This is a genomic window from Stenotrophomonas nematodicola (assembly GCF_009467805.1).
GTDB lineage: Bacteria > Pseudomonadota > Gammaproteobacteria > Xanthomonadales > Xanthomonadaceae > Stenotrophomonas > Stenotrophomonas nematodicola.
This window is the reverse complement of record NZ_WIAY01000003.1, coordinates 222,754-237,663: the sequence shown is the minus strand read 5'-3', so window position 1 is coordinate 237,663 and position 14,910 is coordinate 222,754. Positions and strand designations below refer to the sequence as shown.

The following is a 14,910-nucleotide window of genomic DNA, read 5'->3' as shown; positions in this document are numbered from 1 at the left end:
GAGGGCCTTCCAGGGCCAGAGAATGAAAGGGCCGCGACACCCTCTGGTGGCGCGGCCCAGGCGTCACACAGCGCTTACAGCGCCGCTTCGAGCTCAGGCAGCAACGTGAACAGGTCCCCGACCAGACCGATGTCGGCGATCTCGAAGATCGGCGAATCCGGGTCCTTGTTGATGGCCACGATGGTGCCGGCATCCTTGATGCCGGTCAGGTGCTGGATGGCGCCGCTGATGCCCACGGCCACGTACAGCTCCGGCGAGATGATCTTGCCGGTCTGGCCGACCTGCAGGTCGCTGGGGACATAGCCGGCATCCACCGCCGCACGCGATGCGCCGACGGCGGCGCCGAGCTTGTCGGCCAGCTGGAAGATGACCTTGAAGTTCTCTTCCGAACCGACGCCGCGGCCGCCGGAGACCACGCGCCTGGCGCTCTGCAGGTCCGGTCGGTCGGTGGCGCCCGCGGCCAGCCCGATGAAGCGGGTGTGGGTCGGCAGGGCCGCGTCCACGCTGGCCGCTTCAACGGCGGCGCTGCCGCCCTTGGCCGCTTCCGGCCAGGACGCGGCGCGCACGGTGGCAACCACGATCTGGTCGGCCGGCACGTCCACCGTGATGATCGCATTGCCGGCATAGATCGGGCGCTTGAAGCTGTGGCTGCCTTCGACGGTCATCAGGTCGGAGACCTGGTTGACGCCGAGCAGGGCGGCCACGCAGGGCATCAGGTCCTTGCCGAAGGTGGTCGACGGCCCGAACACATGCGTGTAGCCCTTGGCCAGCTGTGCGATCTGCGGTGCCAGCACCTGGGCCAGGGCCTGGGCATTGGCGGCGTTGGCCACGGTCAGTACCTTGGCCACACCGGCCAGTTCGGCGGCCTGGGCGGCCACAGCCGCCGGGTCGGCCGCCAGCACGACCACGTCGATGCTGGCGCCGCTGATGGCGGCCGCAGCGCTGACCGTCTTGGCGGTGGCGGCGTTGAGCTTGCCGTCATGGTGTTCGGCAACAACGAGGATCTTGGTCATTACAGCAACCCCTTCTGCTTGAGTGCGGCGACCAGTTCGGCCGCGTCCTTGACCATCACGCCCTTGCTGCGCTTGACCGGCGCGGCGTAGTGGGTGGTGTTGAAGGTGTCGGCGGCGTCCACGCCCAGATCGGCCAGCTGCAGGGTTTCCAGCGGCTTGGCCTTGGCCTTCATGATGTCGGGCAGCTTGATGAAGCGCGGCTCGTTCAGGCGCAGATCGGTGGTGACCACGGCCGGCAGGTCCACTTCCAGCGTCTCCAGACCGGCGTCGACTTCACGGGTGACCGTGGCCTTGCCGTCGGCGATGTCCAGCTTGCTGGCGAAGGTCGCCTGCGGGCGGCCCCACAGCGTGGCCAGCATCTGGCCGGTCTGGTTGGCATCGTCGTCGATCGCCTGCTTGCCGAGGATCACCAGGTCCGGCTGTTCCTTCTCGACCAGCTTGAGCAGGGTGCGCGCGGCGGTCAGCGGCTGGATGGCCTGGTCGGTGACCACGTGGACGGCCCGGTTGGCGCCCATCGCCAGACCGTTGCGCAGGTGGGCCTGGGCATCGGCCGGTGCGATGGTGGCGACCACCACCTCGGTGGCGATGCCCTTGTCGCGCAGGCGCAGCGCTTCTTCCAGGGCGATCTCGTCAAAGGGGTTGGGCGACAGCTTGACGCCGTCGGTGACCACGCCGGAACCGTCCGGCTTGACCTGAATGCGGACGTTGTAGTCCACCACGCGCTTGTACGCGACGAGGATTTTCATCTGGTGCGGGATCCTTCAATAACGGGGGAACGTCCGGTCCTTGGAACAGCAACCGGTTCGGGGGTGGGACCTGGATTCTAACTGCCTGCGCGGCACCATGCGAATGCGTATGGTGATGCCGCAATGCAGCAGAAACGGGCGCCAGCGCCGGGGGCGTTCACCTCCGGCAGGCAGTCGTGAAGGCGGGTGCGATGTATGCTGTGCCGCTGTGCCGGGGCGGCCCACCTACCCGCCCGGGACGTAACCGAACAGGAGAACGGGTAGTGCCCACTTGGCTTGTAACTGGCGGAGCCGGCTTCATTGGCGGTAATTTTGTACTGGAGGCGGTTGCCAACGGCGTGCGCGTCATCAATCTCGATGCGCTGACCTACGCGGGCAACCTCAAGACCCTGTCCTCGCTGGACGGCAATGCCAACCACGTGTTTGTCGAGGGCGACATCGGTGACCGGGCGCTGGTGACCCGTCTGCTGGCGGAGCATCGGCCCGACGCGGTGCTGAACTTCGCGGCCGAAAGCCATGTGGACCGGTCCATCGATGGTCCGGGTGCGTTCATCCAGACCAACGTGGTCGGCACGCTGGGATTGCTGGAAGCGGTGCGGGACTACTGGAAGGCGCTGCCGCCAGAGCAGGGCGCGGCATTCCGTTTCCTGCACGTGTCCACCGATGAGGTGTACGGCACCCTGGGCGAGACGGGCAAGTTCAGCGAAACCACCCCGTATGCGCCAAACTCGCCGTACTCGGCGTCCAAGGCGGCGTCGGACCACCTGGTGCGTGCGTTCCACCACACCTACGGGTTGCCGGTGCTGACCACCAACTGCTCCAACAACTACGGCCCGTACCACTTCCCCGAGAAGCTCATCCCGCTGGTGATCGCCAAGGCGCTGGCCGGCGAGCCCCTGCCGGTGTATGGCGACGGCAGGCAGGTGCGGGACTGGCTGTTCGTGTCCGACCACTGCGAAGCGATCCGCACCGTGCTGGCCAAGGGCCAGGTCGGCGAGACCTACAACGTGGGCGGCAATTCCGAGAAGGAGAACATCGAGGTGGTGCATGCGATCTGCGCGCTGCTCGATGCGCGTCGTCCGCGCGAGGACGGCCAGCCGCGCAGCAGCCAGGTCACCTACGTGGCCGACCGCCCCGGCCATGACCGTCGTTATGCGATCGATGCCTCCAAGCTGAAGGATCAGTTGGGCTGGGAGCCCAAGTACACCTTCGAGCAGGGCATCGCCTTGACCGTGGACTGGTATCTGGACAACCAGGCATGGGTCAACGGCGTGCTCGACGGCAGCTACCGCCTGCAGCGCATCGGCACCGCCGCCTGACCGGCGGCGACCACCAGACACAGGACAACCGCATGACGCAACGCAAGGGCATCATTCTCGCCGGTGGCTCAGGCACCCGCCTCTATCCGATCACCAAGGGCGTCAGCAAGCAGCTGCTCCCGGTGTACGACAAGCCGATGATCTACTACCCGCTCAGCGTGCTGATGCTGACGGGCATCCGCGATGTGCTGATCATCAACACCCCGCACGAGCAGGCGTTGTTCCAAGCGTTGCTGGGGGATGGTTCGCAGTGGGGCATGAACATCGAGTACGCCGTGCAGCCGAGCCCGGACGGGCTGGCGCAGGCGTACCTGATCGGCCGCGACTTCATCGGCGGCAAGCCGAGCTGCCTGGTGCTGGGCGACAACATTTTCCACGGTCACGGCCTGCGGCAGATGCTGCGCAACGCCGACGAACGGCAGAACGGCGCAACGGTGTTCGGCTACTGGGTCAATGACCCGGAGCGCTATGGCGTGGCCGAATTCGACAGCGCCGGCAAGGTCGTGGATCTGGTGGAGAAGCCGAGCCAGCCGCGTTCCAACTACGCGGTCACCGGCCTGTACTTCTACGACGGCAATGCCAGCGACTATGCCGCCGACCTCAAGCCGTCGCCGCGCGGCGAGCTGGAGATCACCGATCTCAACCAGCGCTACCTGCGCGAAGGCCAGTTGCACCTGGAAGCGCTCGGCCGCGGGTATGCCTGGCTGGATACCGGTACGCACCAGTCCTTGCTGGAGGCGTCCAACTTCATTGAAACCATCCAGACCCGACAGGGCCTGCAGGTGTGCTGCCCGGAAGAAATCGCGTTCGGTCAGGGCTGGATCAATGCCGAGCAGCTGGAAGCGCTGGCCGCGCCGTTGATCAAGAACGGTTACGGCCAGTACCTGCACAAGCTGGTGCAGCGAGGAACGGTGCCGTGAAAATCATCGACACCTTGCTTCCGGGCTGCAAGGTAATCGAGCCGAGTGTGTTCGGCGATGACCGCGGGTTCTTCTTCGAGACCTGGAATGCCGAGCGCTTTGCCGCGCACGACCTTCCGGGCGGTTTCGTCCAGAGCAATGTGTCCTCCTCGTCGAAGGGCGTCCTGCGTGGCCTGCATTACCAGTGGCCGCGGCCGCAGGGCAAACTGGTGACGGTGCTGCAGGGCGAGGTGTATGACGTGGCGGTCGACATCCGCCGTGGCTCGCCCACGTTCGGCCGCTGGGAAGCCTTCATTCTCAGCGGCGAGAACCGCCGTCAGCTGTGGATCCCGCCGGGGTTCGCGCACGGCTTTGCGGTGCTGTCCGAGACGGCCCTGTTCAACTACCTGTGCACCGACGTGTACGTCAAAGAGGCCGATGCGGCCATCCGCTGGAATGATGCCGACCTCGCCGTCGACTGGCCGATCAGCGCCCCGTCGCTGTCGGCCAAGGATGAGCAGGCCCCGTTCCTGGCGGACATCGACCCCGACCGGCTGCCGGTCTACACGGCATGACCGCGCTGGTGCTGGGCGGCAATGGTCAGCTCGGGCAGGAACTGCTGCGCGCGCTGGCGCCGTCCGGACCGCTGACCGCCACCACCCGCAGCGGCCGGCTCGCCGACGGCACGGTGTGCGAGGTGGCTGATCTGGATCGACCGGCATCGCTGCCGGTGATGCTCGACCGCCTGCGGCCCTCCGTGGTGGTCAATGCGGCCGCGTACACGGCTGTCGACCGGGCGGAGCAGGAGCCGGACGCCGCGCGCCGGGCGAACACCGAGGCCCCTGCGGCCATCGCACGCTGGTGCGCACGGCACGACGTGCCGTTTGTGCACTACTCGACCGACTACGTCTTCGATGGGCGCTCACGCGTGCCGTATCGGGAGGACGCGCCCACCGCGCCGCTCAACGTATACGGCACCACCAAGCGCGACGGCGAAGACGCCATCCGTGCCGCCGGCGGCCGCCATCTGATCTTCCGCACCGCCTGGGTATATGCCCCGCACGGCGCCAATTTTCTGCGCACGATGCTGCGGGTGGGCGCCGAGCGTGATGTGTTGCGCGTGGTCGCCGACCAGATCGGCACACCCACGCCGGCAGCCCTGATCGCCGATGTCACCGCGCACGCGCTGCGACATCCCGGTGGCCTGTCCGGCACGTGGCACCTGACGGCCACGGGCGACACCAGCTGGCATGGATTTGCCGAAGCGATCTTCGCGGCGGCGGTGGCCCGAGGCGTGTTGTCGCGTGCACCGCGCGTGGAGGCGATCACCACCGCCGAGTACCCCACGCCTGCGCTCCGGCCTGCCTGCTCCCACCTTGATGTGACGCGCCTGCAGGCCGACTTCGGCGTTGCTCTGCCGACCTGGCAGGACGGCCTTGCGCAGGTGATGGCGCAGTTCCCCGCGCGCTGAACGCGCTGCAGCGCGGCAGGGAAAACAGCGTCCAGCCGCTACAATGCGCGCTTACATCAACGAGGTGAGGGCGTAGATGAGCAAGTCCCCGGACACCGCCACGCGGCGTGGCAAGCAGTACGCCAGCGCCGCCGAGGCACTGCAGGGCGTGATCGCCGATGGCCAGACCCTGGCGGTGGGTGGTTTCGGCCTGTGCGGCATTCCCGAGGCGCTGATCGCAGCGCTGCGCGACACCGGGGCCAAGGGCCTGACGGTGATCTCCAACAATGCCGGCGTGGATGGCTTCGGCCTGGGCCAGCTGCTGGAAACGCGCCAGATCCAGAAAATGATCTCGTCCTACGTGGGTGAGAACAAGGAATTCGAGCGTCAGTTCCTGGCCGGTGAGCTGGAACTGGAGTTCAACCCGCAGGGCACCCTGGCCGAGCGCCTGCGCGCCGGCGGCGCGGGCATTCCCGCGTTCTTCACCGCCACCGGCTACGGCACCGTGGTGGCCGAGGGCAAGGAAACCCGCGAGTTCGACGGCAAGCACTACGTGATGGAAACCGCGCTGCGCGCCGACGTGGCGCTGGTCAAGGCGTGGAAGGCCGACGAAGCCGGCAACCTGGTGTTCCGCAAGACCGCGCGCAACTTCAACCCGGCCTGCGCGATGGCCGGCAGGCTGTGCATCGTCGAGGTGGAGGAGGTGGTGCCGGTGGGCAGCATCGATCCGGACCAGGTCCACCTGCCCGGCATCTACGTGCACCGCATCGTGCACAACCCGCATCCCGAGAAGCGTATCGAACAGCGCACCATCCGTGCGGAGGGCAACTGACATGGCATGGACCCGCGATGAAATGGCGGCACGCGCCGCCCGCGAACTGACCGACGGCGCCTATGTGAATCTGGGCATCGGCCTGCCGACCCTGGTGGCCAACCATATTCCCGACGGCGTGGATGTCTGGTTGCAGTCCGAAAACGGCCTGCTCGGCATCGGCCCGTTCCCGACCGAAGGCGAGGTCGATGCCGACCTGATCAATGCCGGCAAGCAGACCGTCACCGCCCGTGCCGGCGCCAGCTACTTCGGCAGCCACGACAGCTTCGCGATGATCCGCGGCGGCCACATCAACCTGGCCATCCTGGGCGCGATGCAGGTCACCGACAAGGGGGACCTGGCCAACTGGATGGTGCCCGGCAAGATGGTCAAGGGCATGGGCGGTGCGATGGACCTGGTGGCCGGCGTGCAGCGCGTGGTGGTGCTGATGGAGCACACCGCCAGGAACGGCGAGCACAAAATCCTGCCCGACTGCACCCTGCCGCTGACCGGCGTGGGCGTGGTCGACCGCATCATCACCGATCTGGCCGTGTTCGACGTCACCGACAGCGGCCTGGTGCTGGTGGAAGCCGCCCCTGGCGTGGGCATGGACGAACTGAAGGAAAAAACCGGCGTGGCGTTCGCCCAGGCCTGAGCGGACCGGAGGCGCATCGCAGCGTCCCGTCCGCGGGCGCTGCGGCAGCCCTGAGGAGTGCATGGATCTCCACCTTCCCGATGCCCGGGTGCACTGGCACCGCCACTGGCTGGCGGCCCCGGAGGCCGACGCGTTGCAGCGGCAGCTGCGCGAGGACGTGCCGTGGGAGGTACACCGCATCCGCCTGTTCGGGCGGCAGGTTGATTCGCCGCGGCTGAGCTGCTGGATGGGCGACCCCGCAGCGCGCTACCGCTATTCCGGCACGGACTTCGTGCCGGTGCCCTGGCATGCGGCGCTGCTGCCGCTGCGCGAGCGGCTGGCCGTGCTGTGCGGGACCGCGTTCAACAGTGTGCTGCTCAACCGCTACCGCGATGGCGACGACGGCATGGGCTGGCACAGCGACAACGAAGCCGAGCTGGGTCCGGCCCCGCTGATCGCCTCACTCAGCCTGGGGGCCGAGCGGCGTTTCCTGCTGCGCCGTCGCGACGACCACGCCCGCAAGGCCGAGGTGACGCTGGGCCACGGCGATCTGCTGTTGATGGGGGGGCAGACGCAGCGTCATTACCAGCATGCGCTGCCCAAGACCGCGCGGCCGCTGGCCGAGCGCATCAACCTGACTTTCCGCTGGATCGCGCCTTCCTGACAGCGGTGTGGCGATGCAGTGACGCACCGCCCGATGTCACTTCTGGTGATCGGCCTGGCCGGTGGTCAACGTCCACCCGACGACCTCGGTGGTGAAGGCCTGCAGGCTCTGCTCGATGGCCTGGGCGACATCGGCCACCGCCGTGCTGCCAACCGGACGTTCCTGGCGGAAGGTGCGGTCGGCCACCACCCGCTGGTCCACCACATGGATCAGTTTGGCGTTGATCTCCAGCAGCGCGGTCGGGGTGGCCTGGCCGCGGTAGTCGGCCTCGAAGCGGCGCACGTCCAGGGCCAGCTTGTAGTCGGCGCGGATGCCGGTGGTGGCGCGCGCCACGCCGCCGATCCGGCCGGAATCCTCGAAGCCGCGTACCAGCGCGTCGTCGACCATGTCGGTGGCCGGCTGCGCCCAGCTCACGCCCTTGTACACCTCCAGCTCGGAGGGCGAGGGGCGTACGTTGATGCGCGGGCTGTCGACCACGCGCGCGGCGGTGGGCTTGACCAGGATCAGCTGCCAGTCCACGCGCGGCCACGCCGGATCGGGCTGGATGCGTACCACCGGCGAATAGATGGTCACGGCGCTGCGCTCGCTGCTGCCCAGCAGCGAGCAGCCGCCCAGCAGGGTCGTCAGAGCGATCGGCAACAGGGTGCGGAGCAGGGTCGGGCGGCTCATTTGGGTTCGAACTCCTTGGGCGCGTCGTGGCCCAGCAGATAGCGTGCCGGATTGTTGTCCAGGCGGTCGCTGACCCGGCGCAGGTCGCGGATCAGCCCACGCAGCTCGGTCAGGGTCGGGCCAAGCTGGGCCAGGCCGTCGTTGGCGAAGCTGTTGATCGCGGCGCGGTTCTCGCCGAGGATCGAATCGGCGTTGCCGGCGGCCGAATCCAGCTTGGTCAGCGTGGTTTCCAGCTTGTCCAGGATCGGCGGCAGCTGCTGCACCAGATTGGTGTCCAGGCGCTGGATGGTGCCGTTGGTGGTCTTGAGCGTGGTGTCCAGGCTGCGCGCGGCGTCGCGCGCGCTGAGCAGCAGCGCCTGCGTGCCCTGGTCGCGGTCGGCCAGGCCGCCGCTGATGGTTTCCAGGTTGGCCAGCGTGGCGTTGATGCTGGCCACGTTGCGGTCGCTCAGCACCTGGTCCATGCGCTCGACGATGCGGTTGGCCACGTCGGTGATGTTCTGCAGCGCCGAGGGGGTGGTCGGAATGATCGGCGCCGGGTCCTTGTTGACCACCGTGAGCGGCTGCGCCTGGGGCGTGCCGCCGCTGAGCTGGATGATCGACGGCCCGGTCAGGCTGGTGATCGCCAGCTTGGCGCGGGTATCGGTCTTGACCGGCGTATTGGAGTTGAGCCGGATCCGTGCCACCACCTGGCGCGGGTCGTCGGGCACCAGGTTCAGTTCGGTGATCGAGCCGACCGCGATGCCGTTGTACTGCACCGGGCTGCCGACCGACAGGCCGGTCACGGCCTCACGGAACACCACCCGGTACTCGGTCCAGGTGCGGTCGGAGGAATACTTGGCGGCCCACAGGCCGAACGCCAGCAGCGCCAGTCCCACCACCAGAGTGAACGCGCCGATCAGTACGTAGTTGGCTTTGGTTTCCATGTGTCAGGTACCCGGAAAAATGCGGTTCATCAGGAGGTGGTCGCCGTCGCGTCGCGGTCGGAGGGCGGCGGCACGGCCGCGCGCGCGGCGCGGGCCCGTGGACCGTGGAAGTACTCCTGGATCCACGGATGGTCCAGCTGTTCGATCTCGTGCAGCGGGGCGTTGGCCACTACTCTGCGGTCGGCCAGCACCGCCACCCGGTCGCAGATGGCATACAGCGTGTCCAGGTCGTGCGTGATCAGGAACACGGTCAGACCCAGTGCTTCCTGCAGTGTTTTGATCAGGCGGTCGAAGGCGGCCGCGCCGATCGGGTCCAGACCGGCGGTGGGCTCGTCCAGGAACAGCAGCGGCGGATCCAGCGCCAGCGCACGGGCCAGGCCGGCACGTTTGCGCATGCCGCCGGACAGCTGCGAGGGCAGCTTGTTGATCGCATCGGCAGGCAGGCCGGCCAGCTTCACCTTCAGCAGCGCCAGTTCGTAGTGCCAGCGGTCGGGCAGTTCGCGATGGTGCTCCTTCAGCGGCACCTGCACGTTCTCGCCCACGGTCAGCGAGGAAAACAGCGCGCCATCCTGGAACAGCACGCCGGTGTTGCGTTCGATGTGCAGGCGATCGGCCGGATCGCCCGAACGCGCATCCACCCCGAGCACCTCGATACGGCCTTCGTCGGGCGCACGCAGGCCCAGAATGCTGCGCATCAGCACCGATTTGCCGGTGCCCGAGCCGCCGACCACGCCGAGGATCTCGCCGCGGCGCACGTCCAGATCCAGGCCGTCGTGCACCACCTGGCTGCCGAACCGGTTGGTGAGCCCGCGCACGCGGATGGCCAGGCCCGCGTCGTCGCAGACGGTGTCGTCGGGGGCCGGGGCGGGGGCAGGGACGGTGTGCACGGCTTACCAGCCCATCTTCATGAACCACAACGCGGCAAACGCGTCGAGGATGATCACCAGCGAGATGGCCTGCACCACGCTGGAGGTGGTGCGCTCGCCGACCGACTGCGCGGTGCCTTCCACTTTCAGGCCTTCCAGGCAGCCGATCAGGCCAATCACCAGCGCGAACACCGGCGCCTTGGACAGGCCCACCAGCATGTTGCGCACTTCCATCGTCTCGTGCATGCGTGCGATGTACATCTGCGGCGGAATATCCAGGTCGAACGCGCCCACGGTAATGCCGCCGGCCAGGCCGGCGGCCATCGCGATGAAGGTCAGCAGCGGCAGGGTGACCAGCAGCGCCACCAGGCGCGGCAGCACCAGCAGGTCGATCGGGTCCAGGCCGAGCGTCTTCATCGCGTCGATCTCCTCGCGCGCTTTCATGGCGCCGATCTGGGCGGTGAATGCGCTGGCAGTGCGGCCGGCCAGTACGATCGCGGTGAGCAGGACCGCAAATTCGCGCAGGAAGGCGATGCTGACCAGCTCCACTACGTAGATCTCCGCGCCGAAGTCGCGCAGGATCGTCGACCCGAGGAAAGCGATCACCGCGCCGACGAGGTAGGACAGCAGCGCCACCAGCGGCACCGCGTCCAGCCCGACCTGTTCCATCTGCGCCACCGTCGCCGTGAGCCGGAAGCGGCGCGGCTCCTTGAGCAGGCGGGCGCCCTTGACCAGGTTCTCGCCGAGGAAGCTGGCCAGCGCCACGATGTTGTGGCCCATGCCATGCACGCTGACGCCCAGGCGCTCCAGCGCGGCCAGCACGCCGAAGTCACGCTTGGCGCGCGGGCGGTCGTCGGCAACTTCCTCGATGGTGCACACCAGTGCCTGGTGTTCATCGCGGAAGACCAGCGCCTCCTCGGCCAGGTCGGCACGGTGCGCCACGCGCAGCACCTGCAGCACGCCGGCTGAATCGAGCTGGGTGATGCCGCTGGCATCGATGCCGGTCACCTTCTCCGGCGCGTCGCGCAGCACCTCGGCGGCCGCCAGCGCGGTGCGCAACGTCCATTGGCCGGACAACCGGATCAGGCCGGGGTCCTGGGCATCCTGCTCGAGATGGGGGGCTTGGGATGAAGTCATGGGGTCGTCCTGCGCGCAGCATACCTTGTCCGAGTGCAAGGCTAGAGCGCGTGATGCAGTGCGTGGACGTGCCGCAGTCCATGCGCGGTGCGGGGCTGCGGCGACGCCCGATGTTCTGCCCGGGCAAGGTTCAGGTAATACTACGACGCATGTCCGCCGATGCCGCCGCCATTCCCACCCCCCAAGCCACCTATGCACAACGGGTGGCGTTCGTCTCGGAGATCGCCGGGCGCCTGCACAGCTATGGCACCACCGCGCAGCGGCTGGAAGCGGCGGTGGTGGCGCTGGCGCAGCGACTGGACCTGGACTGTGAACCGTGGTCGAACCCGACCGGGCTGATCCTGAGTTTCAGCGACCCGACCAAGGCGATCGGCTCGTCGGACATCACCCGCGTGATCCGTCTGGCGCCGGGCGAAAACGATCTGCACAAACTCAGCATCGCCGACCAGATCACCGATGCGGTCGCCAACGGCACGATGAGCATCGCCCAGGGCCATACCGCTCTGCGCCAGCTCGACAAGGACCCCGGCCGGCGCGGCAAGATCCGCATGATCCTGTCCTACAGCCTTGGCGCGGCCGGCGTGGCCGGGCTGTGGAAACTGCCGTGGCTGGATATCGCCACCGCCGGCATGATCGGGCTGCTGATCGGCCTGATGACGCTGTACACCGATCGTCGCCCCGCCAGCCGCGAAGCCAGCGAGGCGCTGGCGGCGCTGCTGGCCGGCACCGTGGCCGCGCTGGTGGCCTCGTTCATCGGGCCGCTCAACCTCAATACCGTCATCATCGCCTCGCTGGTGGTCATGCTGCCCGGCATGTCGCTGACCAACGCGGTCAACGAACTGGCCAGCCAGCATTGGGTATCGGGTACCGCACGCTTTGCCGGCGCGATCACCACGATCCTGAAATTGACCGTGGGGGCGGTGATCGCGGTCACGCTGTCGGGCATCATCGGCCTGGAACCGCACGTGCGCGCTTCGCGTCCGCAGGCGGACTGGGTGGAGTGGAGCGCGCTGCTGCTGGCCGCGTTCGCCTTTGCGATGCTGTTCAAGGCCAACCGCCGCGATTATCCCTGGGTAATGGCCGCGTCGGTGGCCGGCTACGCCATTTCCAAGTTCGCCGGCCAGGCCTGGGGCCTGCCGGCCGGCATTTTCATGTCGGCGATGCTGATGACCGCAGCGGGCAATCTGTTCGGCCGGCTGGTGCAGCGCCCCGGCGCGATCATCCGGCTGCCCGGCATCATCATGCTGGTGCCGGGCAGCACCAGCCTGCGCGGCGTGCTCACCCTGGTGCAGCAGCAGGACATGAGCGCCGGCCAGACCGTGCTGATGACCGTGCTCAACGTGGTGATGGCGCTGGTGGCGGGGCTGCTGTTCGGCAATCTTCTGGTGCCGGCGCGCAAGAATCTCTGAACGGGCTTTGCCGAAGCGGAAAACAAAAACGCCGGCACAGGGCCGGCGTTTTCATTCGCGGACGGGCCGCGATTACTTCTTGATCAGGAAATCTTCCGGCTTCTTGCCCTTGGCGGTATGCGCGGCCAGCCAGCGCGGCTGCTTGCCACGGCCGGTCCAGGTTTCCTTCGGATTGGCCGGGTTGCGGTACTTCGGCGCCACCTTGCCCAGCTTGCGCACGGCCTTCTTGGCCGGTGACGTGGCCGCCTTGGCGGCACGACCCCGTGCCGGCGCGGTGCCACCGAACAGTTCTTCCACCGAATAACCCTGCGCCTTGGCGAGCTTGGTCAGCTGCGCGCGCACCTTGCTGATGGCCGGCCGCTTGGCGACGATGGTCTGCTGCTTCTTCGCATTCTTGATCAGTGCGCCCAGCTCTTTGGCGGACAGGCCGCTCAGGTCAATGCTCATTTACCACTCCGGAATGTATATAAGGACAGGGTGAGCCGGTCCTTGGCATCGACAACAGCATACATTCCCGGAAGTCCGCGGTACAAACCCCGGGGAATAATCAATCACATCGTAAAACAGGAAAGCCGGGATATTGTCCCGGCTTTCTGTCATCACGCGGTCAAGGTCGCCATCAGCGCCGCCCGGTCCAGGTGCTGCGCTTCGCTGGCGCGGCGTGCCCGGTATTCGTAGGTCCCTGCGGCAAGGCCGCGGTCGGAGACCACCACGCGGTGTGGAACGCCGATCAGTTCCATGTCGGCGAACATCGCCCCCGGGCGCAGGCCACGATCATCCAGTGCGGCATCCAGCCCCGCGGCCTGCAGCTCGGCGAGCAGGTCGGCAGCAGCGGCGGCGATGGTCTCGTCCTGCTTGGGGTTGATCACGCACACCACCACCTGCCACGGCGCCATCGCGTCGGGCCAGATAATGCCGGCGTCATCGTGGTTCTGCTCGATGGCGGCGGCGACGATGCGCGAGATACCCACGCCATAACAGCCCATCGCCATCACCGCGGCTTTGCCGTTCTCATCCAGCACGGTGGCGTTGAGCGCCTGCGCATACTGGCGGCCAAGCTGGAATACGTGACCCACCTCGATGCCGCGGGCGATTCTCAGCTCGCCACCATCGGCGGCACGGTCGCCTTCCTTCGCGTTGCGGATATCGGCCACTTCCGGTTCGGGCAGGTCGCGGCCCCAGTTGACGCCGGCGAGATGGGCACCGGTTTCATTGGCGCCGATCACGAAGTCGGCCAGGGCCGCGACGTCGCGGTCGGCGACGATGCGCACCGGCTGGGCCGGGCCGAGCGGCCCGAGGAAACCGGGCTCGCTGCCCAGGTGCGCGGCGATCTCCGCCTCGCTGGCCATGCGGTAGCCCTGCAGGCCGGCCACCTTGGCCAGCTTGATCTCGTTGACGTCGTGGTCGCCGCGCACCAGGGCCAGCACGAAGCCGGCCTCGCTCATGATCGCGATCGACTTGACCGTGCGCTCCAGGCCCAGGCCGAGCAGCGCGGCGACAGCCTCGCAGGTCTTCTGGGTGGGCGTATCGACCTTGCGCAGCGCTTCGCTGGCGGCCGGGCGCGGGCCCGGGGCGGCGGCCACGGCCGCTTCCATGTTGGCCGCGTAATCCGAGCCGGTGGAGAACACCAGCGCATCCTCGCCGGAGTCGGCGATGACGTGGAATTCCTGCGACGCGTCGCCGCCGATCGCGCCCGAATCGGCCTGCACCATGCGGAAATCCAGGCCCAGGCGGGTGAAGATGCGGCTGTAGGCCGCCTTCATGTTTTCGTACTCGCGCACCAGGCACTCATCGTGCAGGTGGAAGGAGTAAGCGTCCTTCATCAGGAACTCGCGCGAACGCATCACGCCGAAACGCGGGCGGATCTCATCGCGGAACTTGGTCTGGATCTGGTAGAAATTGACCGGCAGCTGCTTGTAGCTGGACAGCTCCTGGCGGGCGAAATCGGCCGCGGCCTCTTCGGCGGTGGGGCTGTAGCAGAACACCTGTTCCTTGCGGTCCTTGATCTTGAGCAGCTGCGGGCCGAACTTTTCCCACCGGCCGGTGGCTTCCCACAGTTCCTTGGGCTGGATGGTCGGGATCTGGAACTCGACGGCGCCGGCACGGTCCATTTCCTCGCGCACGATGCGTTCGACCTTGCGCAGCACGCGCAGGCCCAGCGGCGACCAGGTGTACAGCCCCGAGGCCAGCTTGCGGATCATGCCCGCGCGCAGCATCAGGCGGTGGCTGGTGAGCTCCGCGTCGCTGGGTGTTTCCTTGGTGGTGTGCAGGTGGAACTGGGAGAGGCGCATCGTCGGCTTCGCTGAACGGCGGAAAGCCTACATTCTGCCAGCCCGGCCCCGATCGACCAACGGTCAGCGGGGACGGGGC

Annotated in this window: 15 protein-coding genes and 1 pseudogene; 8 read left to right on the top strand and 8 right to left on the bottom strand. The window is 67.5% G+C overall.

Translation table 11 applies throughout. The features are described from left to right. Positions 1–74: 74 nt before the first annotated feature. Together GDJ08_RS11920 and GDJ08_RS11915 are read right to left on the bottom strand one after the other, a co-directional pair. The gene (locus GDJ08_RS11920; protein WP_017354698.1) at positions 75–1,013 is read right to left on the bottom strand and encodes an electron transfer flavoprotein subunit alpha/FixB family protein; all 939 of its coding nucleotides are present in this window, start codon (positions 1,011–1,013) and stop codon (positions 75–77) included. After that, positions 1,013–1,759 carry an electron transfer flavoprotein subunit beta/FixA family protein gene (locus tag GDJ08_RS11915; RefSeq protein ID WP_017354697.1) on the bottom strand — a complete coding sequence of 249 codons (747 nt, stop codon included), beginning with the start codon at positions 1,757–1,759 and terminating at the stop codon, positions 1,013–1,015. The genes GDJ08_RS11920 and GDJ08_RS11915 overlap by 1 nt, the downstream gene beginning before the upstream one ends. Before the next feature lie 263 nt (positions 1,760–2,022). On the opposite strand from GDJ08_RS11915, the gene rfbB reads away from it, so the two are divergent. From rfbB to GDJ08_RS11880, 7 genes are all read left to right on the top strand, one after another. Further along, positions 2,023–3,078: a dTDP-glucose 4,6-dehydratase gene (gene rfbB / locus GDJ08_RS11910; protein WP_017354696.1), complete on the top strand. Its 1,056-nt coding sequence runs from the start codon at positions 2,023–2,025 to the stop codon at positions 3,076–3,078. Positions 3,079–3,110: 32 nt separating this feature from the next. Then, positions 3,111–3,998 (top strand): glucose-1-phosphate thymidylyltransferase RfbA, encoded by an 888-nt coding sequence (rfbA, locus tag GDJ08_RS11905; protein WP_017354695.1) that lies wholly within the window; start codon positions 3,111–3,113, stop codon positions 3,996–3,998. Further along, positions 3,995–4,552, top strand: a complete 558-nt coding sequence (gene rfbC, locus GDJ08_RS11900; protein WP_153164926.1) for a dTDP-4-dehydrorhamnose 3,5-epimerase — start codon at positions 3,995–3,997, stop codon at positions 4,550–4,552. The genes rfbA and rfbC overlap by 4 nt, the downstream gene beginning before the upstream one ends. Beyond that, positions 4,549–5,448: a dTDP-4-dehydrorhamnose reductase gene (gene rfbD, locus GDJ08_RS11895; protein ID WP_153164925.1), complete on the top strand. Its 900-nt coding sequence runs from the start codon at positions 4,549–4,551 to the stop codon at positions 5,446–5,448. Before rfbC ends, rfbD begins: the two co-directional genes overlap by 4 nt. A gap of 76 nt (positions 5,449–5,524) precedes the next feature. Beyond that, complete coding sequence (locus tag GDJ08_RS11890) at positions 5,525–6,259, top strand: CoA transferase subunit A (RefSeq protein ID WP_017354692.1); 735 nt, start codon at positions 5,525–5,527, stop codon at positions 6,257–6,259. A gap of 1 nt (position 6,260) precedes the next feature. Beyond that, on the top strand, positions 6,261–6,893 hold the full coding sequence (locus GDJ08_RS11885) for a CoA transferase subunit B (RefSeq protein ID WP_017354691.1): 633 nt from the start codon (positions 6,261–6,263) through the stop codon (positions 6,891–6,893). A gap of 61 nt (positions 6,894–6,954) precedes the next feature. Then, on the top strand, positions 6,955–7,536 hold the full coding sequence (locus GDJ08_RS11880; protein ID WP_026070552.1) for an alpha-ketoglutarate-dependent dioxygenase AlkB family protein: 582 nt from the start codon (positions 6,955–6,957) through the stop codon (positions 7,534–7,536). Positions 7,537–7,572: 36 nt separating this feature from the next. On the opposite strand, the gene GDJ08_RS11875 is transcribed toward GDJ08_RS11880, so the two are convergent. The 4 genes from GDJ08_RS11875 to GDJ08_RS11860 are packed head-to-tail and all read right to left on the bottom strand — an operon-like array spanning position 7,573 to position 11,131. Then, a complete protein-coding gene (locus tag GDJ08_RS11875) occupies positions 7,573–8,205 on the bottom strand; it encodes an ABC-type transport auxiliary lipoprotein family protein (RefSeq protein ID WP_017354689.1) in 633 nt (210 codons plus the stop codon). Then, positions 8,202–9,128 (bottom strand): MlaD family protein, encoded by a 927-nt coding sequence (locus tag GDJ08_RS11870; RefSeq protein ID WP_017354688.1) that lies wholly within the window; start codon positions 9,126–9,128, stop codon positions 8,202–8,204. The genes GDJ08_RS11875 and GDJ08_RS11870 overlap by 4 nt, the downstream gene beginning before the upstream one ends. 29 nt (positions 9,129–9,157) lie before the next feature. Beyond that, positions 9,158–10,015 (bottom strand): ABC transporter ATP-binding protein, encoded by an 858-nt coding sequence (locus GDJ08_RS11865; protein WP_017354687.1) that lies wholly within the window; start codon positions 10,013–10,015, stop codon positions 9,158–9,160. 3 nt (positions 10,016–10,018) lie between these two features. Further along, entirely contained in the window at positions 10,019–11,131 is a 1,113-nt protein-coding gene (locus GDJ08_RS11860; protein WP_017354686.1) for an ABC transporter permease, read from the bottom strand. Between the two features lie 149 nt (positions 11,132–11,280). Between GDJ08_RS11860 and GDJ08_RS11855 the strand changes: the two genes are divergently transcribed. After that, positions 11,281–12,540: a threonine/serine exporter family protein gene (locus tag GDJ08_RS11855; protein WP_017354685.1), complete on the top strand. Its 1,260-nt coding sequence runs from the start codon at positions 11,281–11,283 to the stop codon at positions 12,538–12,540. 75 nt (positions 12,541–12,615) lie between these two features. Here GDJ08_RS11855 and GDJ08_RS11850 read toward each other — a convergent pair. Then, a pseudogene (locus GDJ08_RS11850) lies at positions 12,616–12,987 on the bottom strand (H-NS histone family protein); the annotation flags it as partial. A gap of 152 nt (positions 12,988–13,139) precedes the next feature. Continuing rightward, the gene (locus tag GDJ08_RS11845) at positions 13,140–14,831 is read right to left on the bottom strand and encodes a proline--tRNA ligase (protein WP_017354683.1); all 1,692 of its coding nucleotides are present in this window, start codon (positions 14,829–14,831) and stop codon (positions 13,140–13,142) included. Between the last annotated feature and the right edge of the window lie 79 nt (positions 14,832–14,910).